This window comes from Streptomyces sp. NPDC059456 (genome assembly GCF_042750055.1).
GTDB lineage: Bacteria > Actinomycetota > Actinomycetes > Streptomycetales > Streptomycetaceae > Streptomyces.
The window spans coordinates 1-19,812 of record NZ_JBHYVA010000074.1 but is presented as its reverse complement, the minus strand read 5'-3'; the positions used below and the strand labels follow the sequence as shown (position 1 = coordinate 19,812).

The 19,812-nt window shown below is 73.2% G+C and carries 17 protein-coding genes; 6 read left to right on the top strand and 11 right to left on the bottom strand.

Features of this window, described 5'->3' with window-relative positions; translation table 11 throughout:
* Positions 1–37 precede the first annotated feature (37 nt).
* From ACFXA3_RS09880 to ACFXA3_RS09855, 6 genes are all read right to left on the bottom strand, one after another.
* A complete protein-coding gene (locus ACFXA3_RS09880) occupies positions 38–1,261 on the bottom strand; it encodes a glycoside hydrolase family 64 protein (RefSeq protein WP_385184408.1) in 1,224 nt (407 codons plus the stop codon).
* 23 nt (positions 1,262–1,284) lie between these two features.
* Positions 1,285–2,712 (bottom strand): glycoside hydrolase family 16 protein, encoded by a 1,428-nt coding sequence (locus ACFXA3_RS09875; RefSeq protein ID WP_385184405.1) that lies wholly within the window; start codon positions 2,710–2,712, stop codon positions 1,285–1,287.
* A gap of 271 nt (positions 2,713–2,983) precedes the next feature.
* Positions 2,984–4,093: an ABC transporter permease gene (locus ACFXA3_RS09870; RefSeq protein ID WP_385184402.1), complete on the bottom strand. Its 1,110-nt coding sequence runs from the start codon at positions 4,091–4,093 to the stop codon at positions 2,984–2,986.
* The gene (locus ACFXA3_RS09865) at positions 4,090–5,616 is read right to left on the bottom strand and encodes a sugar ABC transporter ATP-binding protein (protein WP_385184399.1); all 1,527 of its coding nucleotides are present in this window, start codon (positions 5,614–5,616) and stop codon (positions 4,090–4,092) included. Before ACFXA3_RS09865 ends, ACFXA3_RS09870 begins: the two co-directional genes overlap by 4 nt.
* Positions 5,616–6,677: a substrate-binding domain-containing protein gene (locus ACFXA3_RS09860; RefSeq protein WP_385184396.1), complete on the bottom strand. Its 1,062-nt coding sequence runs from the start codon at positions 6,675–6,677 to the stop codon at positions 5,616–5,618. Before ACFXA3_RS09860 ends, ACFXA3_RS09865 begins: the two co-directional genes overlap by 1 nt.
* Before the next feature lie 31 nt (positions 6,678–6,708).
* The gene (locus tag ACFXA3_RS09855) at positions 6,709–8,235 is read right to left on the bottom strand and encodes an NPCBM/NEW2 domain-containing protein (RefSeq protein WP_385184410.1); all 1,527 of its coding nucleotides are present in this window, start codon (positions 8,233–8,235) and stop codon (positions 6,709–6,711) included.
* A 462-nt stretch (positions 8,236–8,697) separates the two neighbouring features.
* Between ACFXA3_RS09855 and ACFXA3_RS09850 the strand changes: the two genes are divergently transcribed.
* Both ACFXA3_RS09850 and galT read left to right on the top strand, forming a co-directional pair.
* Positions 8,698–9,582, top strand: a complete 885-nt coding sequence (locus ACFXA3_RS09850) for a DeoR/GlpR family DNA-binding transcription regulator (protein WP_385184394.1) — start codon at positions 8,698–8,700, stop codon at positions 9,580–9,582.
* Positions 9,579–10,613: a galactose-1-phosphate uridylyltransferase gene (galT, locus tag ACFXA3_RS09845; protein WP_385184391.1), complete on the top strand. Its 1,035-nt coding sequence runs from the start codon at positions 9,579–9,581 to the stop codon at positions 10,611–10,613. The genes ACFXA3_RS09850 and galT overlap by 4 nt, the downstream gene beginning before the upstream one ends.
* 24 nt (positions 10,614–10,637) lie before the next feature.
* On the opposite strand, the gene ACFXA3_RS09840 is transcribed toward galT, so the two are convergent.
* Positions 10,638–11,078, bottom strand: coding sequence for a MarR family winged helix-turn-helix transcriptional regulator (locus tag ACFXA3_RS09840; RefSeq protein WP_385184389.1), 441 nt, complete (start codon positions 11,076–11,078; stop codon positions 10,638–10,640).
* A gap of 137 nt (positions 11,079–11,215) precedes the next feature.
* On the opposite strand from ACFXA3_RS09840, the gene ACFXA3_RS09835 reads away from it, so the two are divergent.
* Positions 11,216–12,724: an MFS transporter gene (locus ACFXA3_RS09835; RefSeq protein ID WP_385184386.1), complete on the top strand. Its 1,509-nt coding sequence runs from the start codon at positions 11,216–11,218 to the stop codon at positions 12,722–12,724.
* 170 nt (positions 12,725–12,894) lie between these two features.
* Entirely contained in the window at positions 12,895–13,185 is a 291-nt protein-coding gene (locus ACFXA3_RS09830) for a hypothetical protein (RefSeq protein ID WP_385184383.1), read from the top strand.
* A 39-nt stretch (positions 13,186–13,224) separates the two neighbouring features.
* Here ACFXA3_RS09830 and ACFXA3_RS09825 read toward each other — a convergent pair whose 3' ends face one another.
* Entirely contained in the window at positions 13,225–14,055 is an 831-nt protein-coding gene (locus tag ACFXA3_RS09825) for an alpha/beta fold hydrolase (protein WP_385184380.1), read from the bottom strand.
* A gap of 13 nt (positions 14,056–14,068) precedes the next feature.
* Positions 14,069–14,374: a DUF6204 family protein gene (locus tag ACFXA3_RS09820; protein ID WP_385184377.1), complete on the bottom strand. Its 306-nt coding sequence runs from the start codon at positions 14,372–14,374 to the stop codon at positions 14,069–14,071.
* A 592-nt stretch (positions 14,375–14,966) separates the two neighbouring features.
* Here ACFXA3_RS09820 and ACFXA3_RS09815 point away from each other — a divergent pair.
* Positions 14,967–16,046 (top strand): hypothetical protein, encoded by a 1,080-nt coding sequence (locus ACFXA3_RS09815; protein ID WP_385184375.1) that lies wholly within the window; start codon positions 14,967–14,969, stop codon positions 16,044–16,046.
* A gap of 162 nt (positions 16,047–16,208) precedes the next feature.
* Positions 16,209–17,957, top strand: a complete 1,749-nt coding sequence (locus tag ACFXA3_RS09810) for an Ig-like domain-containing protein (protein WP_385184373.1) — start codon at positions 16,209–16,211, stop codon at positions 17,955–17,957.
* Positions 17,958–18,064: 107 nt separating this feature from the next.
* Here ACFXA3_RS09810 and ACFXA3_RS09805 read toward each other — a convergent pair whose 3' ends face one another.
* Both ACFXA3_RS09805 and ACFXA3_RS09800 read right to left on the bottom strand, forming a co-directional pair.
* Entirely contained in the window at positions 18,065–18,946 is an 882-nt protein-coding gene (locus ACFXA3_RS09805; protein WP_385184370.1) for a pirin family protein, read from the bottom strand.
* Between the two features lie 105 nt (positions 18,947–19,051).
* On the bottom strand, positions 19,052–19,717 hold the full coding sequence (locus tag ACFXA3_RS09800; RefSeq protein WP_385184367.1) for a hypothetical protein: 666 nt from the start codon (positions 19,715–19,717) through the stop codon (positions 19,052–19,054).
* Positions 19,718–19,812: the final 95 nt, after the last annotated feature.

Genomic DNA, 19,812 nt, shown 5'->3' with positions numbered 1-19,812 from the left:
CCGGGAGTCTGAGAGCGCTCCCGGAGGCACGGGCGGCTCACCAGCCGATGCCGAGGGTCAGCCCGGTCGGCGGCTCCGCGTTGCCGAGGATCTGCACCGAGGACTGGTCGTTCACGTCGTCGTAGGGGAAGCCGTAGGCCCGCCCGTTCAGACCGACGGTGTGGAAGAAGCCGGCGTAGTCGTTCTTCGCCGCCCCGCCGTAGTACGCGGCCGGCGTGGACCAGGCGCCGGTGTCGAGGGCGACCCCCCGGTTGAACGCGGCGCAGAACTCCGCGCCGAGCTGCTTCTCGGCGTCGTTGCCCGACGCCAGCGCCCCCGCGCAGGCCATGACGTCCGGCGAGGTGGGCTTGCGCAGGGTGAAGGGGCCTGCGCCGTTCTTGGTGAAGGTCAGCGTCGCACCGGAGACCCGCCCCGAGAACGTCTCGCCCGGCCGGGTCAGGGTGAACGGGTGGGTGGTGTAGAACACCCAGGCCCGGTCGATGGCGGCGGTGAGGTGGTCCTGCTGCGTGCCGCCCGCGAGGAACAGCTCCGAGGAGCGCGGTGCCACGATCCGGTAGCGGTTCTGCAGCGGCTTGAAGGCGGCCCCGACGGAGGCCGCGTACTGCTGCATGACCTCGGCGCGGGTCCGAGTGATGCCCCGCGTGGTGTCGTGGCCGCTGGAGGTCTGGCGCAGCCGCGAGGTCATCGGGAAGCCGAACTGGTCGACCTGGGTGGTGTTCCCGCCGAAGGCGACCTCGCCCTTCACGTACGTGTACTCGTACCAGTCGAAGTACACGTCGCTGTTCGGGTCGTGGGGATTGCGCAGGTCGGGGCCGCCCCAGCCCTGGTCGTCGGGGGAGACCGGGAAGTAGACGGGGGAGCCGAGGGAAACGTAGATCCGGCCCCCGCGGATCGATGCCGGGGAGGGCACCGTCCCGCCCACCCGGGCCAGGGTGAAGGACATGTCGGGATAGTTCACCCCGTTCTTGACCAGGTGGCCGGGGGCGGCGGCGTCGAGGTGGCTGATGTGGGCCATGGAGCCGTCGGGCTTCATGTACGACCACTGGCCCGGCGTCACCTGGCCGAGCACCGTGATGAAGACCTGCGCATCGGTGTAGGCGCCGCGGGTGTCGTTCCGGAAGGTGATCGGGAAGCTGCCCGGCCCGCCCCGGGCGGGGCCGGCGGCGGCCCGGCCCGGAGCCCAGAGCAAGGCCGCCACCAGGGCGATCAGCGCGGCCAGCAGGGCCGGCCCGGTCAGCGGGAGCGTGCTGCGTCTGGTCATCTGGCTCTCCTGGGTCGCGCCGCTCAGTGGCCGAAGCCGAACCAGTTGACGTTCACGTAGTCGGCGCCCTGGCCGCTGGTGAAGGTCAGGTACACGTCGTGCGTGCCGGTGACCGCGCTGATGTTCGCCGGGACGGTCCGCCAGCTCTGCCAGCCGCCGGTGTTCGCGACGGAGAAGCTGCCGGCCGGCGGGCCGGTACGGCTGTCCAGGCGGACCTCGACGAGTCCGCTGACCCCGCCGGCCGCCCCGCTCGCGACCCGGCCGAGGAACTGGTGCGCGGCGGCGGAGCCGAAGTCGACGCCCTTGTACAGGGCCCAGTCGCCGTTCGCGATGGTGCTCAGGTTCCGGCCGCCGCCCGTGTCGGTGGTGGTCTCGGTGGCCAGCCCGCCCTGGCCGTCGTACGACTCGGCCTCGATGGTGCCGTACGCGTCGCGGCCGCCGGACGGCGCAGTGGTCGGGGGCGTCGTGGGGGGCGTGGTCGGCGGGGTCGTGCCGCCCGTCGACCGCAGTACGCTGACGTAGTCGACGACCATCGGGTGGCCGGGCTGGGTGCCCGCGTCGGGTCCGCCGCCGAAGGCGTCCGGGAAGCCGCCGCCCATGGCGACGTTCAGGATGACGAAGTACCCGTGGTTCGTGGCGTCGGCCCAGGTGGTGGCATCGACCTGGTTCGCCCGCACCGTGTGGAAGACGACGCCGTCCAGGGAGAAGCGCATCTCCTCCACGGCGGTGGACCGGTCCCACTCCACCGCGTACGTGTGGAACCCGCCCTGGCAGGTGGTGCCGGAGCAGGCGCGCTGGCCGCCGATGCCGGACGTCTCGTTGCACGGGCCGCCCGGGCTCGTGCCGCAGTGCATCGTGGCCCACTCGTTGTTGATGCCCTGGACGTTCTCCATGATGTCGAGCTCACCTATGCCGGGCCAGTTCCACCAGTTGCCGCGGAAGGGCGCGCCGAGCATCCAGAACGCCGGCCAGTAGCCCTTCGCCGCGGCGCCGGTGACGTTCGGCATCTGGATCCGGGCCTCGGTGCGGAGCTTGCCGCCCGCCGGGGGCTGGAAGTCGGAGCGGCGCGTCTCGACGCGGCCCGAGGTCCAGCGTCCGGCGGCGTCCCGGAGCGGGGTGATCCGGAGGTTCCCGGCGCCGTCGAGGGAGACGTTCGAGGGGTCCGCGGTCATCGTCTCGACCTCGCCCGTACCGAAGTTGGCGGGGCCGCCGGGGTAGCTCGTCCCGGTGGTGTACTGCCAGTCGGCGGTGTTCACGCCGGAGCCCGCGGGCCCGTTGAAGTCGTCCAGGAACACCTGGGACCAGCCCGCCGGGGTGGGGGGAGCGGCGGCGCCCGCGGGCACCGTGACCACGGCGGCGGCCGCCGCGGCCACGGCCAGCGTGCCGAACGCGGCGATGACGGCCCGCCGGACGGACGAGCGCCTGCTGCTTCTGCCGGATGTCTGACGCATGGGTGCCCTCTCTGAGGCGCCGTGGGGGCGCGGTGCGGGGGGAGGTGGGGGAGACGGCTGCTTGAGAGCGCTCTCATGCAGCACCGCTGGACACTGTCCTCCCGGTGTTCCGCGGGCGTCAAGTCTTTGAACCCGTCAATGGCGTTATGGCACAAGGGAGTTCATTGCTTGAAGGGCGGACGGCGACAGGACCGCGCCGCCCCCGCACACGCGAGCCCGCCGGGCGGACCTGCCGGGCGGACCTGCCGGGCGGACCCGCCGGGCGGGGACCTCAGGTGGGCAGTCCCACCGCCCGCTCCCGCGCCCGCCGCTTCTGGATCACCACGGCCACCACGAGCAGCGCGCCCTGGGCGACGTTCTGCCAGAACGGGTTCACGCCCTGCACCGTCAGGCCGTTGTCCAGGGCCCCGAGCAGGGTGATGGCCAGCAGGGTGCCGCCGACCCCGCCCTTGCCGCCCGCCAGCAGGCAGCCGCCGAGGGCGGCGGCCGTGATCGCCTTCAGTTCGAGGCCCTCGCTGCCGGAGACGGGGTGACCGAACCCGGTCCGGGCGGTCAGCAGCACCCCGGCGACGGCGGCCACCACCCCGGCCAGGCCGTAGACGGCGATCAGGTACTTGTTTATGTCGATGCCGGCCAGCCGCGCGGCCGTGTCGTTGCCGCCGATCGCGTAGATGTTGCGCCCGATGTCGGTCGACCCCAGCAGCAGGTGGATGGCGAGGGTGACCACCGCGAGCACCCACAGCAGCACCGGGATTCCGGCGATCGAACCGTTCGCGAGGAAGACGAAGACGTCGTCGTTGCTGACGTACCCCTGGGCCGCGCCCTTGGACAGCAGCTGCGCGACCCCCTTGTACGCGGCGAGGGTGGCCAGTGTCGCGATGACCGGGTTGACCCGGCCGAAGACGATCACCGCTCCGTTGAGGAGTCCGGCGAGCAGGCCCGCACCGAGCGCGGCGGCGATGCCGAACAGGGCGTTCCCGCCGGTGGAGGTGAACACCATGGCGGAGACGACCGATGACACGCCGACCTGGGAGCCGACGGAGATGTCCAGCGCACCGCAGATGATCACCACGGTCTGGACGAGGGCGAGCAGCCCGGAGATGGTCACCGCATCGCCGATGACCTTGATGTTGGCCCAGGTCAGGTAGGCGGGGTTGAGCCAGCCGAAGAGGGCCAGCACCAGCACCAGGGCGCCGGTCAGGCTGAGGTTCTGACCGCCGACGGAGCGCAGGACCACCCCGAGCCGCCGCCCGGCCCGCTGCCCGGGCTCCGCCGCCGGCTTGTCCTGCCCGGCGGCGGCCGTCGCCGTCGTCCCGGTCCCCGCCGTCGCTGTCGTCGCCGCCGTCTGCGGGGTCACCGGGTCGGCCTGGTTCGCGTTCACTGGGATCCTCCGTCGCCCGTCGCCGTCGTGGTCAGGTCCTGCGCCATCGCCAGGGCGAGGACGGCCTCCTCGGTGGCCCCGGCGCGGTCCAGCTCGCCCGTGATCCGGCCGCCCTGCATCACCAGCACCCGGTCGGCCAGCCCCAGCACCTCCGGCAGTTCGGAGGAGATGACCAGCAGCGCGACCCCGTCCCGCGCGAGGTCCGCGATGATCCGGTAGATCTCGGCCTTCGCGCCGACGTCGATGCCGCGGGTCGGCTCGTCGAGGATCAGCACCTTGGGCCTGCGGGCCAGCCAGCGGGCGAGCACCACCTTCTGCTGGTTGCCGCCCGACAGCGTGCGCACCTCCCGTTCCACCGAAGGGGTCCGCACGCGCAGCCGGCCGGTGTACTCGCGGGCGAGTTCCCTCTCGGCCGCCCGGCGCACGAAGCGCAGGCGGCTCAGCCGGTCCAGCACGGCCAGCGCGATGTTGTCGCGGACCGACCGGTCGAGGAACAGCGCCTGCGCCTTGCGCTCCTCGGGGGCGAGGCCGATGCCCGCGCGGATCGCGTCGGAGGGCCGGCGCAGCCGCAGTTCCCCGCCCAGTACCGAGACCGTTCCGCCGCGCAGCGGGAGGTCTCCGATCAGCGCCCGGGCGAGTTCGGAGCGCCCGGCGCCGACCAGCCCGGCCAGGGCCACCACCTCCCCCTCCCTGACCTGGAGGCTGATGCCGCGCACGTCGTCGGTGGTGAGACCGCGGACGTCCAGGACGACGCGGTCGCGGGCCACGTGCGGGCGGGCGAACACGGCGGACAGGTCCCGGCCCACCATCATCCGTACGATGTCGCCCTCGTCCGCGGCGGCGGCGTCCCGGACACCGACCAGCGCCCCGTCGCGCAGGACGGCCACCCGGTCGGCCAGCCGGAAGATCTCCTGCATGCGGTGGGAGACGTAGACGACCGCGAGCCCCCGGTCGCGCAGTCCGCGGATCAGCGCGAACAGGGCCTCCACCTCGTGCTCGGAGAGGGAGGAGGTGGGTTCGTCGAAGGCCACCACCTTCGCCTCCCCGGTCAGCGCCCGCAGGATCTCCACCAGTTGGCGCTGGGCCGGGGTGAGCCGGATGCCGGGGGTGTCCGCGTCGAGGACGTGTCCGAAGCCGATCCGGTCCAGGTCCTCCCGGAGCCGGCGGCGCAGCGCCGCCCGGTCGAAGCGCCGGACGCCCCGGGTGGGCAGCGAGCCGAGGTAGACGTTCTCGGCGACCGTGAGGTGCGGGACGATCTCCGGTTCCTGGGGGATGAGCCGGATGCCGGCCGCCCGGGCGTCCGCCGGCGTGCGGAGCCGCACCCGGGCGCCGTCGACGTGGACCGTCCCGGAATCGGCCGGCCGGTCACCGCAGACGATCTTCAGCAGGGTGGACTTCCCGGCGCCGTTCTCGCCCATCAGCGCGGTGACGGAACCGGCCGGGAAGTCCAGGGTGACGTCGCGCAGGGCCGGGACCCCGGCGAAGCTCTTGGCGAGACGGTCCACGCGCAGTCCGGACGCCATCACTTGCAGCCGAATCCGGCATCCCGCCAGTTGCCCGCGTCGACCATCCTGGTCGGGGCGAAGGCCTCGGGGGCGAACTCCGTACCGTTCCTGAGTTTGTCGTACATCGCCTGGACGGCCAGTTTCCCGACCTCGTCGCCGGGGATGTAGAGCGCCGCCTTCATCCCGTTGTCGGCGCCCGCCTGCCAGTCCTTGCAGGCCAGATAGGCCCCGAGGCCGACGCCGACGATGTCCTGGCCCTTGACGCCCGTGTTGTTCAGGCCCCTGACCCCGCCGGATACGTTCTCGTCGTTGCAACCCATGACCACCCAGTGCCGGACGCCCTGGTTCGCCGTCACCGTCGCCTCGACCTTGGCCTGTGCGCCGGCCGGGGTGTTGTCCGTGCCGAGCTCGATCGCCTGGACCTCGGGGGCGCCGGCCGCCTTCCACGCGGCCTTGGCCCCGTTGATCCGGTCGGTGCAGACGGTGGTGTCCTGCTTCCACGCGTAGACGATCCGGGTGTCCGCCGGGCTCCAGCCCGCCTTGGTGAACTCGGCCGCGGCCCGCTTGCCGACCTCGCCGCCCATCTGGACCCCCGAGAAGCCCACGCGCGCCACCAGAGCGGCCTTGTCGCACGCCGCGGGCCTGGGTCCGCTGACGCACACCTGGTCGTCGGAGGTGAGCAGCGGGATCCCCGCCTTCTTCGCCTCGGCGGCGACCTGGGGGCCGACCGCGGACTCCGGCACGACGATGATGATGCCGGAGTTCTTCTGCGCGATCGCCGACTTGACTTCGGTGATGGTCTTCGAGGCGTCGTTGCCGAGGTTGACGACGGTGAGCTTGACGCCCAGTTCGTCGGCCTTCTTCCTGGCGCCGGCGGCTTCGGAGACGAAGTACTCCTGGTCGCCCTGCTTCTGCAGGTAGGCGATGGCCAGGGGGCCGCCGGCCTTCGGGCCGGTGCCCGTCCCGCCTCCCGCGCCCGGGGCGGAGGGGGACCTGCCGGAGGAGCAGGCCGCCAGGGCGAGCGCCAGCGCGAGGGCACCGGCCGAGGCGGCGGCGCGGTGGTACCGGTTCATGGACATGTACGCGTGCTCCCTCATCGGGACGGATGGGTCAGGCGCAGGTGAGCCGGGGTGCCGCCCAGTCCGCGTGGTCGTAGTCGATCCCGTTGCCGCCGTCGGTGACGACGAGCCGCAGCGTCTGGCCGCCGGTCAGATCGGCGGTGAGTTTTCTGGCCGCGTCGGCCGTGGTGACGACTCCGCTGTCGGCGACCTTGGTGGTGTCCCGGTAGATCTGGAAGGCGACCGCACCGGTGAAGGCGCTCTCGTCGTCTACTCCGACGTCCACCGTCAGTGCGCTGCACCTGCCGCCGAGGTGGTAGGTCACGGTGCTGGGCGCGTGCACGCCCAGGCCCTTGGCGTACGTGGCTCCGCCCACGGTGAGCGTCCTGCCGTCGCCGGCCGCCTGCTCCCCGTTGCTGCGGTCCTTCTCCACCGGGCCCCAGCCGCTGCTCACCCCGGTCCAGGGCAGGTCGGACAGGTGGGAGGTGCCGGCCGGCGGGAGCGGCGCCGGCCCCGGGGTGATCCGGTAGACGACGGTGGCGTGCGGGGCGACCGAGGCGCTGACGGTGCCGCTGGTGTTGGTCGAGGCGGCCTTGGTCCACAGTTCCCTGAGGGCGTAGGGGCCGCGGTTGCCGATGCCGAGGGCGTCGGTCCTGGCGGAGATCGTGGCGGTGGAGCCCGTCTCGTTGGTCAGGGACAGGGCCCGGTCGCCGTTGGCGAGTTCCTTGGCCATCACCACCAGGCCGCCCGCGCTGGAGACCACCGTGCCCTGTTTGCCGAGGGCGTCCTGGTCCAGGGCGATCACGTCGGGGTCGGAGAGGATGTCGAAGGTCTCGGCCGTCGCCTTGCGCAGGTCGCTGCCGATCAGCAGCGGCGCCGACATCATCGACCAGAGGGTGAAGTGGGTGCGGTACTCGGTGGCGGTCATTCCGCCGTTGCCGACCTCCAGCATGTCGGGGTCGTTCCACTGGCCGGGGCCCGCGTACGGGGCGAGCGGCTGGTTGCGGTGCGCGATGGAGATCATCGAGGACCAGCTGTCGCCGATGTCCCCCGTGGTGCGCCACAGGTGGCCGACGCCGGAAGCCCAGGTCCAGGGCTGGTTCTCGCCCCACTCGCACAGCGAGAAGACGATGGGACGGCCCGTCCTCTTCAGCGCGGCGGCCATGTCGGCGTACCGTTTCTTCGCGTCCACGCCCTGGTTGTTGCAGTTGTCGTACTTGAGGTAGTCGACGCCGAACGAGGCGAACAGGGCGGCGTCCTGCTGCTCGTGGCCGAGACCGCCGGGGAAGCCCGCGGTGTCGCAGGTCCTGGTGCCGGCGCTGGTGTAGATCCCGAACTTCAGGCCCTTGGCGTGCACGTAGTCGGCGAGGGCCTTGATCCCGCCGGGGAAGCGGACGGGGTCGGGGACCAGGTTGCCCGAGGCGTCGCGGTTCGGCAGGGCCCAGCAGTCGTCGAGGTTGACGTACTGGTAGCCGGCGGCCTTGAGGCCCTTGGCGACGAAGAGGTCGGCGATGCCCTTGACCATCGCCTCGTTGAACTCGGCCCGGCAGTGGGTGGAGTTCCAGTTGTTGAAGCCCATCGGCGGGGTCAGTGCCTGGCCGTCGGCGACGGCTGCGGCGGGACCGGCGCCCGCGATCACCGCGGTACCGGCCAGCGTGGCGGCCCCTGCGGCCGGGGCCAGTAACGGCAGGGCCGTGAGGACCGCCGCCAGACGGCGCCCGACGGCGCTTCGTAACGTGTGCACAGACGGCTCCTGGGGGAGTGGGGCCCGGGGTTCCGGGAGAGCGTGTGCGGAAAAGCGTCCTGACGGTACGTCGGTTCCCGCAGAAGTCCTCAGAAACGAACGGACTCCAACGGGAGCGCCCACATCACACGGCAACCGCAGGGACATGTCAAGGTAGTGGACTGCGCCAATCCGCCGCCTGTCCCCAGGGTCGAGGCGCCCAACTGCGGCTTTACCGGGCTCTGTTGACTTCTGTTCGGTCCGTCAGGATGCTTCTGTCGACCGGGGACGCCGGTGCCCCAGGAGAGGAACCTCCGCATGGCCGATCCCGGCAGCCTGCTGGCCCATCAGCGCCGCGCCCTGATCCTCGAAGAGGTCCGCCGGCGCGGCGGGGTGCGGGTGAACGAGCTGACCCGCTCCCTGAACGTCTCCGACATGACCGTCCGCCGGGACCTGGACGTCCTCGACCGCGAGGGCCTGCTCCGCAAGGTGCACGGCGGCGCGGTCCTCGGCGACGAGGCCAGCAGCCACGAGCCCGGGTTCGAGGCCAAGTCGGAATGGGAGACGGCCGCGAAGCAGGCCATCGCCAGGGCGGCGGCCGCCCTCGTCGCACCGGGCTCGGCCATCGCCCTGTCCGCCGGGACCACCACCCACGCCCTGGCCTGCGAGCTCACCGAGGTCCCCGGACTCACCGTGGTCACCAACTCGGTCCGCACCGCCGAGGTCTTCGAGGCCGCGCGCCGGACCGCGAGCACCGCGAGCACCACGACGGTCATCCTCACGGGCGGCATCCGCACCCCCTCCGACGCGCTCGTCGGACCCGTCGCCGACCAGGCCATCCGCTCTCTCCACGTCGACCTGCTCTTCCTCGGCTGCCACGGCCTGGGCGCCACCACCGGGCTGACCACGCCGAACCTCGGCGAGGCGGAGACCAACCGGGCCTTCCTCCGCTCCGCCCGGCGCACCGCGCTCCTCGCCGACCACACCAAGTGGTCGACCGTGGGGCTCACCACGTTCGCCTCCCTGGAGGAGGTCGACGTACTGGTCACCGACTTCCTTCCCGCGGAGGAGGCCGCCGCGGTCACCGAGCGGGTCGGCGAAGTCCTCGCCGCCGCGCCGCCCGCCCCGCCGGCGCCTCCCGCGCCGCCGCTTCCCGTGCCTCCTGCGCCTCCCGTACCTCCGGTGCGGGAGCACCGGCGGTGAGGAAGACCCGTACGGCCCTGTCCGACGGCCGGGAGCTGATCTACTACGACGACGGGGCCGGCGCCCCGGAGGCGGTGCGGGCCAGCCCCGACCCCCGCGGCCTGCCGCCCATCGCGATGCGCTCCGAGCGGCGCCACGACCGGCTGCTCGACGAGTGGGTGGTGATCGCCTCGCACCGCCAGGGCCGCACCCACCTGCCGCCCGCGGACCAGTGCCCGCTGTGCCCGTCGGCCCCGGGCCGGTCCACGGAGATCCCGGCCCCCGACTACCAGGTCGCCGTCTTCGAGAACCGGTTCCCCGCCCTGTCCGGACCCGGCGGGGGCCGCTGCGAGGTGGTCTGCTTCAGCTCGGACCACGACGCCTCGTACGCCGGCCTCGGCCCGGCCCGGGTCCGTACGGTGCTCGCCGCCCTGGCCGACCGCACCGCCGAGCTCGCCGGGCTCCCGGGCGTGGAGCAGGTGTACTGCTTCGAGAACCGGGGCCGCGAGATCGGCGTCACGCTCACCCATCCGCACGGCCAGGTGTACGCGCTGCCGGTCCTCACCCCGCGCACCCGGCGCATGCTCGACACCGTCGCGCGCCACCACCGGGCCACCGGCCGCAACCTCTTCGACGAGGTCCGCGACGAGGCCCTGGCCGACGGCCGCAGGGTGGTGCTCAGAGGGGACCACTGGAGCGCGTTCGTCCCGGAGGCCGCGCGCTGGCCGTACGAGGTGCACCTCTACCCGCACCGGCGCGTCCCCGACCTGGCCGCCCTGACGGAGCCGGAACGGGCCGAGCTGGCCGTCCTCCACCCGGAGCTGCTCGGCCGCTTCGACCGGCTGTTCCCCACGCCGGCCCCGTACATCTCGGCCTGGCACCAGGCCCCCGCACGCACCGGCCGGCAGCTGTACGCCCTGCACCTGGAGCTGTTCACCACCCGGCGGGCCGCGGACAAGCTGAAGTACCCGGCCGGCACCGAGTCCGGGATGGGGCAGTTCATCAACGACATCGCGCCGGAGCGGGCGGCCGCGGCGCTGCGCGCGGTCTGAGGGCCGCCGCGGGCGCGCGCCGGCTCAGGCGTCCTTCTCCATGGTCGGCCGCAGCCGCTCCAGCAGGGCGTAGAGCGTGGCGCTCTCCGTCGCGTCGAGGGTGTCGAGCGCGCCGTGCGTCGCCTGCATCTCCGCGCGCACACGCCGGATGATCTCCCGGCCGGCGTCGGTCGCGACGACGTTCTTGACGCGGCGGTCGGCGGGGTCCGGCTCGCGCCGTACGAGCTCACGGGCTTCCAGCCGGTCCACGATCCCGGTGACGTTCGATGCGTCACACACCAGGAGGGTGGCGAGGCCGCGCATCGGGAGCGGGCCGTTGAGCTGGGCGAGGACCCGGGCCTGGGTCGAGGTCAGGCCGTAGTGGGCCGCCGCGGCCGCGAAATCGCGCCACTGCGCGGTTCCGATGGCGGCGAGCAGCTCCAGCAGCTCGAGCTTGGTGGGGGTGTGGGGGGTGGTGGCGCTCATGCCGGAAGCCTACTCAGGATGGTTGACATTATCAATTGTTTACTTGACCTCTTTAACTATTGACGTCTACCGTCTACGGAGTTACTTCATGACATCAAACATCTGCGATCTGAAGCACTAAGAAGGTCCTGCCAGACATGAGCACCGCCGCCCCCACCCCCGCCGAGGCCAAGAACAGGAACGAGACGGTCATCGTCTTCGCCCTGAGCCTTGCCGCCATGGTCGTGTCGATGATGCAGACCCTGCCGGTCCCGATCCTGGGCCTCATCCGCACCGACCTGGGCACCTCGACCGCCAACGTGAGCTGGGTGACCACCGCCACGCTGCTGTCCGCCGCCGTCTTCACCCCGCTGCTCGGCCGCTTCGGCGACCAGCACGGCAAGAAGCCCACGCTGGTGGCCGTCCTCGGCGTCATGGTCGCCGGTTCCGTCATCGCCGCGCTCGCGACCTCGCTGCCGCTGCTGATCCTGGGCCGCGTCCTCCAGGGCGCCGCCACCGCGATCTTCCCGCTCGCCCTCTCGGTGCTGCGCGAGGAAGTCCGCCCGCAGAAGCTCCCCGGCGCGATGGCCCTGGTCAGCGGTACCCTCGCATTCGGCAGTGGCCTGGCGCTCGTCGCCACCGGCCTGCTCACGTCCGGCTCCGACGCCGACTACCGCAACGCCTTCTGGATGGCGACCGGCTTCGCCGCCCTCGCCCTGCTCGCCGTCGCCTTCCTGGTCCCCGCCACCCGGCACAAGACCGGCGGCCGCACCGACTTCCTCGGCGCGCTGACGCTCGGCATCACCCTCCTGCTGCTCCTGCTGCCCATCTCGCAGGGCCACGAGTGGGGCTGGACCTCCGGCCGCACGCTGGGCAGCTTCGCCGGCGCCGCCGTCATGACCGCCGTCTGGGTCTTCACCGAGCTCAAGGTCAGCGAGCCGCTCGTGGACATGCGGATGTTCGTCCACCGCCCGGTCCTCATGGCCAACCTCGCCGGCATCCTCGTCGGCTTCGGCATGTTCGCGAACTTCCTCGGCGTCTCGTACCTCGTCCAGATGCCGGAGAAGCTCACCGGCTACGGGTTCGACGCCTCCATCCTGCGCGCCTCCGTGCAGTTCCTGCTGCCCGGCGCGATCGTCTCGCTGCTCGCCTCGCCCGTCGGCGGCCAGCTGGTCCGTCACCGCGGCCCGCGCGTGGCCCTCGGCCTCGCCGCCGCCCTCGGCGCCATCGGCTTCGGCTGGCTCGCGCTCGACCACGGCCACAGCTTCTCGGTGATCGGCGCCGGCCTGATCGTCGGCGCGGCCGTCAGCTTCGGCTACGCGGCCATGCCGGCCGTCATCATGGCGAGCGTCCCGCACCACCAGAGCGGCATCGCCAACGGCATCAACTCGATCTCCCGCTCCACCGGCAGCGCGATCGGCAGCGCCATCGTCACCACGATCCTGGCGTCGAAGACCATCGAGCACCTGCCGGCCGGCGTCCCGGCCCTGCCCGCCGAGTCCGGGTTCACCCTCACCTTCTGGATCGGGGCCGCCGCCTTCGCCCTGGTCGCGGTGATCAGCTGGGTCGGCCTGCGCGGAGCGCACGGACCGCGCACCGTCGAGGCGGGCGTGCCCGCCGCCGACGCCGCGAAGGTGACGGAGCCGGAGCCGGCCCGGACCGCCTGACCGGGCCCCGCGCCTGCTCCGACCTGGCCCTGCGAAGGGACGGCACCGTTCGCGGATGCCGTCCCTTCGTTTGCGTGCTCTCCTGTCCGTGAGGAGATGCCGCCGCCCGGCGGCGGGGAACCCGTCCCGGCACGCGAGGACACCCGAGGACACGCGAGGAGTGAGCTGCCATGGCGATCCTGATGCACGCCACCGTCCCCGGCATCACGGCGGACCAGTACGACGCCCTCCACGCGAAGCTCCTGGAGATCCCCGGGGTGTTCGAGGGCTGCCTGTCCCACGTCTGCGTCGCCACCCCGGAAGGTCTGCACATCTACGACCTCTGGGAGAGCGAGCTCCACATGAACGTGTTCGCCGAGAAGATGATGCCCGTCGCGCAGGGGCTGGGCTGGGAGTCCGTGGGCGACCGCCCCGAGGTGTCAGCCGTGTACAACTACGGCTTCCCCGGGGTCAAGGCGTAGCCGACGACGCCCGGCTCGGGCCGCGTGAGCCGGACGGCCTCAGGCCCGGGCGAAGGCGCGCAGGTCCTCGTTGAGGCGGTCGGCGTGCGTCGCGAACAGCCCGTGCCCGGCGTACTCGTACACGTGCAGGCGCGCACCCGGGACCAGATCGGCCGCGCGGCGGCCGGTCAGCTCCAGCGGGGCGGAGACGTCGTGCGATCCGTGGACGACCAGCACGGGGCAGTCGATCTTCACCAGTTCCGGCACCTGGTTCAGCCCGGCCACCACCTCGCCCAGTGCCGCGCCCGCCCGCGCCGTCGCCCCGTGACAGCGCCCCACCATGTACGCCACGTACGCGTCCGAGACCTGCGGTCCCGGCAGGTGGCGGGCGAAGAACGCCTCGGCGCCCTCGGCGAAGAACCGGGCCCGGTCGTCGCGGAAGGCCGCGTTGACCGCATCCACCACCTCCGGGGCCAGCCCCTCGGGGTGGTCCGCCGAACGGGCCGGTCCGGGCGCCATCCCCGCGACGAGGGCGAGCCGCGCCACCCGCCCGGTGCCGCGCAGGGTCAGGTGCCGGACCGCCTCGGCCGCGCCGATCGAGTGGCCGACCAGGGTGACGTCCCGCAGGTCCAGGTGGTCGAGCAGGGCGCCCAGGTCCCCGGCGAGGGTGTCGAGGTCGAAGCCGCCCCAGACGTCGTCGGACCTGCCGTGCCCGCGGCGGTCGAAGCCCACGCAGCGGAAGCCCTCGGCCGCCAGCGGCAGCATCTGGTACTCCCACATCTCCGTACCGAAGTACGCGCTGTGGACGAAGACGAGGACGGGCCCGTCCGCCGGCCCGTAGTCCACGAAGTGGAGACGGGTTCCGTCGGTGCTGCTCTCGAAGTACGGCATCGCGGTGGTCCCTTCAGGGAGTGGCTGTGCGCTGTGCCGCCATCCTCGCCCCGCGCCGTCCGCCGGGTCCATTACCCCCGGGGTCATGCCCGGCGCGGGCCGTCGCGTCGAGGACGTCCTCCTCGGTCTCGCCCGAGTCGAGGAAGCGGAAGGTGAAGAACGGCCCGGGGGTGACGTCGTACGTGAGGTGGCCCTCGGTGGTGAAGACGGCGTGCAGGATGTCGTGTTCCGGCGCGGCGGCGAGCAGCCCGGCCCGCTGGTCGGCGGTGAGGGCGTCGAAGGAGCCGCGGACGGTGATCCGGAAGGTGCGGGTGCTCATCCCGGCAGCCCAGGCAGGAGGGGCGGGCCGGCGCACCGTGATTTCCACGCCCCGGTGCCGGCCCGTTCCCGTCCGTGCCGGCCCGGCCCGCTCCGGCCCGGACGGACCGGCGTGGCATTCCGGTTCCGGCCGCGGGGCCGCCGCACGGCCGTGACCTGCGCGGGCCGCCAGGCCGTGCGCCGGAGGCCGCCGCCTGCCCGCGGGGCTACCGGAAAGTCACATCGCGGGCCGCCCCGATCGCGACGTCCCAGCGGCCGGGACGCGAACCTCGTGATTCCGCATCTGCCAGTCCAGCGAGGCGGTCATCCCCGTAGATGCGGGGCTGGAACCCTGTTAGAGTCCGCATGCGCGACTCCGAGACGAGGGTGGCGATATGGCCGATCCGCACCCCTGATCTGCCCCTGAGCGGCGTACATCCGCGAAGCAGGCAGCAGTTGTGATGCCGTGGCACTTCCGCACCGACGACGTCGGCGCCCCCGTCACCCCGGGGCGCATCCGTCGTGGAAACCAGCACGCCCGTGACCTCCGGTTCTCAGCGGCCGGACGCCGTGCCATGCCGCCTTCGTCGCCTATCCAGATGGGGAGAACACACGTGAACACGGGACTTCTGCGACGTCATGTCGCAGGCAGGGCACTGGTCATGGGGGCCGTACTGGCCCTGGCCCTGCCGGGCACCGCGTACGCCAACACCGTGAGCGTCACCGCGAAGACCCCCGGGGCCACCTCCGGACCCGGGACGACCTTCTCCGAGATCTCCACCCACGGGGACTGCAGCAGCGGCCTGATCTCCGGAGGCGGGATCAACCAGGCCATCGGCACCGGCACGACCTCGAACGGCAACCACGTCAACGGCACTTCGCCGAGCCCCGACGGCAGCACCGAGTACACCGGTTCGACCGGGGTCGTCGGCACCGACGTGACCCACTGGCTGGGCATCGGCGGCAGCGGCGGAGCGGTCAACGCCTCGTTCTCCAGCACCCCGTACGCGATGTGCTTCACGAGCAACCTGATCAACCACACCCAGGTCGTCATGAACAAGGTCGCCGGACCCGCCGGCAGCGGGACGGTGGGCCTGGTCGTCGCGACCTGCCCCGCCAACACGCGACTGCTCGGCGGCGGCGCCCGCAGCACCCCGGCCGGCGTCGGCAGCCTGAAGCCGATCGCGAGCTACCCGACCTCCAACGACTCCGGACATGCCTTCGGCCAGAAGGCGGCGGCCGACGGTGAGACCAACCCCGACTCCTGGGCCGCGGTCGGATGGAACGGAGGCGGGGGCGACAGCGGCAACACGACGTACGCGTACGCCCTCTGCAGCGGCAACAACATCGACATCAGCGGCACCACCGTGAAGGTGCGCTTCAGCGAGGTGAGCGGCCCGACCTCGGCGACTGCCGGGCAGACGGCGACGATCGGCTGCGGCCAGAACGACGGCAAGCTGGTCAGCGGGGGCGCCGCCATCAGCGGCGGCAACGTGACGACCACCAACTTCACCGGACCGGGTTCCGTCGGCGACCACCTGAACGGCAGCTACCCCAGCGACTCCGGCGGCACCCCGGTCGGTGACGGGACCACCACCGCCTCGTACTGGACGGCCTCCACCCACACCGGGGGCACCAGTTCGCCCGGCACGACGTCCGACGTCTGGGCCCTCTGCGCCAACGACGGCGTCTGACACACCCTCTGACCGACCGACCGACCGACCGATCGACCGTCCGGCGCCCGGCGCCGGGCGGTCCGCCCGGAGTCCGTCCGGCGCGAAGGCCGGTCACCCCTACCCACCTCGGTCGCCCGCGAGGGGACCGGAGAGGCAGCGTCACTTCCCATGAACCGCCGTGTGACCCCACGTTCCACCGCGCGCACCACCGCGGGTACCCGCACATCGGCAGCGAAGACAGCGGTCGTGCTCGGCGCGACCGGCCTGCTCGCCGCCGTCCTCGTACCCTTCGCCGCCGCCGCGGACCCGGTGGCCGCCGACCCGCCCTGCGGCGCCGGCGGCGTCTTCGCCGCCTCCCCGCCCACCTGTACGTACGCCACCGTCGGGACCGACACGTTCACCGTGCCGGACGGGGTCGGCGCGATCGGCGTCGACCTGTTCGGAGCCGAGGGCGGCAGCGCGGCCGGATTCGTCGAACCGAGCCCTCCGGGCGAGGGATCCCCCGGCGGACTCGGCGGCGAGACCCGCGCCACCCTCGCCGTGAGCCCCGGGCAGAGCATCCAGATCACGCTGGGCGCGGCCGGCAGCTCGGGCACCTCCCGGCACGGCGAGTACGCCCGGCCCGGCGGCACCGGCCACGGAGCCGGCGGCGGCGGCGCGCACGGCGGTGGCGGCTCCGGCGGCGGCGGTTCCGACGTACGGGCCGGCGCCTTCGGCCCGGCCGACCGGATCCTGGTCGCGGGCGGCGGCGGGGGCGCCGGCAACGGCGGCCCGCTGCTGCACGGCGGCAACGGCGGCGGACCCGTGGCGGAAAGCGGCGGCCAGGGCGGCGGCCCCGCGGGCTCCGGCGTCGCGGGCGGCGGCGGCACCCAGAGCGCCCACGGCTCCGGCAGCCCCAACTCCGCGCAGGGCGGCCCGGGCATCGCCGGCGGCGACATCGACCCCAACACCGGCCTGCCCAACCCCGGCAGCGGTGGCCCCGGCGGCAACGGCGGCCAGGGCGGCAACGGCGGCGGCGGAGGCGGCGGCGGCTACTTCGCCGGGGGCGGCGGATCGGGCGGCGGGAGGATCGGCAACCTGTACGGCGCCGGCGGCGGCGGGGGCAGCAGCTTCGCGGCGCCCTCCGCGACCGGTGTCTCCCTCCTCCAGGGGGTGAACCGCGGCAACGGCCGGGCGGTGGTGTCCTTCCGGTACGGGACGACGCTCTCGCTCACCGCGGACACGGCCGCCCCGCTCTTCGGACGTACGGTCACCCTCACCGCGTCCGTGGCCACGGCGAATCCCGCCGCGGGAACCCCGGGCGGCACGGTCACCTTCTCCGACGGGCCGCAGCAGCTGGCGACGGTCCCGCTGACCGGCGGCCGCGCCGAGTTCAAGGCCGCGTCCCTGCGCCCCGGCGCACACCGGATCAGCGCCGCGTACAGCGGTGACCCGGCGTTCGTGCCGAGCGCCACGGCGGAAGCCACCGACGTCACCGTCGGCTTCAGCCGCCCGTGCCTCACGACGGCCCACCGCGGCCCGCTGACCGTGGCCGCCGGGGAGTCGCTCTGCATCGGGGCCGGCGGCAGCCAGAGCGGCCCGCTGACCGTCCGCCCGGGCGGGGCACTGGCCGTGAGCGGGGCCGCGATCACCGGCCCCGTCTCCGCCGACGGCGCGCTCGCCCTCGCCGTCTGCGGATCGCAGCTCACCGGCCCCGTCACCTTCGCCCGGACCAGCGGCTCCGTGCTGATCGGATCGGACGACCCGGCCACCGGCTGCCCGGGCAACACGGTCCGCGGCCCGGTGGGCCTGAACGGCAACACCGGGGGCGTCGAGATCGCGTCCACCACGGTCGTCGGCCCGCTGAGCTGCGACGCCAACACCCCGGCGCCGCGGCAGAGCGGCAATACGGTGGAGGGCCCGGTCTCCGGTCAGTGCCGCCGGCCGTGAGGCGCAGCCCGTGAACAGCGGACCCTGAGCCGCGGACCGTGAACAGCGGACCGTGACCCGCGGACCGTGCGGCAGGGCCGTCCCCGACCGGGGGCGGCCCTGCGGGCTCAGATGTCGATGTGCCCCATCAGGCCGCGCTGGTAGTCCACCTGGGCCTGGCGGATCTCGGCGGCGGTGTTCATGACGAACGGGCCGCTGCGGGCCACGGGTTCGCCGATCGGCTCGCCGGCCAGCACCAGCACCTCGGCCGCGTCGCCGGGAGCCTCGACCGTGAACCGCTCCGCGTCCCGGCCGAGGATCGCGAGGTGGCCGTCGGGAAGCGGGGCGTCGGGCGTGGCGGCGGTCCCGGACAACACGTACAGCATGGCATTGTGTCCGGCCGGGACCGTGAACTCGGCGCGGCCGCCCGCCGCGAGGCGGGCGTGGACGACCAGCACCGGGGTGTGGGTCTCGAAGGGGCCGCGCACGCCGTGCGTGCTGCCCGTGATCACGGTGAGCTCGGCGCCGCCGTCCTCGGTGACGATCCTGGGGATGTCGCCCGGGGCGGAGCCGTACTGGACGCGCGGCGGCGTCGCCTTGAGCCGGGCCGGCAGGTTGACCCAGATCTGGAGCAGGTGCTGCGGGCCGCCGTCGGCGAGCAGTTCGGGGGTGGGGCGGGCGAGGTGGACGAGCCCCGACCCGGCGGTGAGCCACTGAACCTCGCCGGGGTTCATGACGCGCTTGTGCCCCTCGGAGTCGATGTCCTCCATCGCGCCCTCGATGACGTACTGGATGGTCTCGAACCCGCGGTGCGGGTGCGGCGGCGCACCCTTGGCCTCGCCCGGACCCAGGACGTGCGGGCCGACCTGGTCGACCATCAGGAACGGGTCGACCAGCGGCAGTTCCGGCTGCGGGAACGGACGGCGGACGGGGAAGCCCTCGCCCTCGAACGTGTGGAAGGGGCGGACGACGCGGGTGGTGGAGCGCACGGCGGCGGTGGTGATGTCCATGCACCGAATGAACGGCACGGCGAATTCCACTGTCAACGCGCGCCCGCTGGGATGTCAGGTCGCGGGGCGGGCGCTCCGGCCACCGTGCCACCCGCCCCCGGCACGTCAGCGCCTGCGGGCCCGTGCGCGGCGCAGCAGGACACCGGCGGCGGCGCCGGCCAGCGCGATCACGGCCACACCCGCCGTGGTCCACCACATGGTGGTGTCGTCGCCCTCATCGGCCGGAGCCGCGGAGGCGCTGCCGGCGGCCGACGGCGACGCGGCGGACACCGGTGCGCCCGAGGCGGCGGACGGGCTGCCGGGCGCGGCCGCGTCCGACGCGGCGGACGGGCCGCCCGGTGCGGCCGCGCTCGGGGTCGCGGCCGACGGCGCCGGGTCGACGACCGGAACGGCGATCTCCTTCTCGCCGTGCCCGAGGGAGGGGAACCCCACGTCGACGGTGACCTTCCAGGTGCCGGGCGGCAGCACTTCGGCGGTGCTCCAGCCGGTGCGGGTGCCGGCGTCGCGGACCAGCCGCCAGGGCCCCATCGTGCGGGACCCGTCGGGGCTGGCCGAGTTCACCGTGGCGGCGACCGCCTCCTCGATGGCGTCCCCGTCGTTCTCCCAGGTGATCTCGGTGGTGACGTGGCCTTCGCGCTGCCCGGTGACCACGACCTTGACGGTGTCGCCGTGGGCGTGGGCGGCCGTGGGCAGCGCCACGGCCTGGGCGAGGAACAGGAACAGGATGCCGAGTCCGGTGCGGACGGGGAGGGCGTGGCGTCGTGTACGCATCGTGGGGTGCTCCTGGTGCGGTGGGATGCGATGTGCTGTGGTGCGGGAGATGAGGGGGGCGGGGTGGGGGGGAGCGGGGGGGGGGCTGCTACACG

Excerpts from the sequence above, each read along its gene's own strand:
- ACFXA3_RS09805 (WP_385184370.1), bottom strand. The coding sequence starts at position 18,946 with ATGGACATCACCACCGCCGCCGTGCGCTCCACCACCCGCGTCGTCCGC.
- ACFXA3_RS09860 (WP_385184396.1), bottom strand. The coding sequence starts at position 6,677 with ATGTCCATGAACCGGTACCACCGCGCCGCCGCCTCGGCCGGTGCCCTC.
- ACFXA3_RS09880 (WP_385184408.1), bottom strand. The coding sequence starts at position 1,261 with ATGACCAGACGCAGCACGCTCCCGCTGACCGGGCCGGCCCTGCTGGCC.
- ACFXA3_RS09820 (WP_385184377.1), bottom strand. The coding sequence starts at position 14,374 with ATGAGCACCCGCACCTTCCGGATCACCGTCCGCGGCTCCTTCGACGCC.
- ACFXA3_RS09865 (WP_385184399.1), bottom strand. The coding sequence starts at position 5,616 with ATGGCGTCCGGACTGCGCGTGGACCGTCTCGCCAAGAGCTTCGCCGGG.
- ACFXA3_RS09835 (WP_385184386.1), top strand. The coding sequence starts at position 11,216 with ATGAGCACCGCCGCCCCCACCCCCGCCGAGGCCAAGAACAGGAACGAG.
- ACFXA3_RS09875 (WP_385184405.1), bottom strand. The coding sequence starts at position 2,712 with ATGCGTCAGACATCCGGCAGAAGCAGCAGGCGCTCGTCCGTCCGGCGG.
- ACFXA3_RS09800 (WP_385184367.1), bottom strand. The coding sequence starts at position 19,717 with ATGCGTACACGACGCCACGCCCTCCCCGTCCGCACCGGACTCGGCATC.
- ACFXA3_RS09830 (WP_385184383.1), top strand. The coding sequence starts at position 12,895 with ATGGCGATCCTGATGCACGCCACCGTCCCCGGCATCACGGCGGACCAG.
- ACFXA3_RS09840 (WP_385184389.1), bottom strand. The coding sequence starts at position 11,078 with ATGAGCGCCACCACCCCCCACACCCCCACCAAGCTCGAGCTGCTGGAG.
- ACFXA3_RS09855 (WP_385184410.1), bottom strand. The coding sequence starts at position 8,235 with ATGGGCTTCAACAACTGGAACTCCACCCACTGCCGGGCCGAGTTCAAC.
- ACFXA3_RS09825 (WP_385184380.1), bottom strand. The coding sequence starts at position 14,055 with ATGCCGTACTTCGAGAGCAGCACCGACGGAACCCGTCTCCACTTCGTG.
- ACFXA3_RS09850 (WP_385184394.1), top strand. The coding sequence starts at position 8,698 with ATGGCCGATCCCGGCAGCCTGCTGGCCCATCAGCGCCGCGCCCTGATC.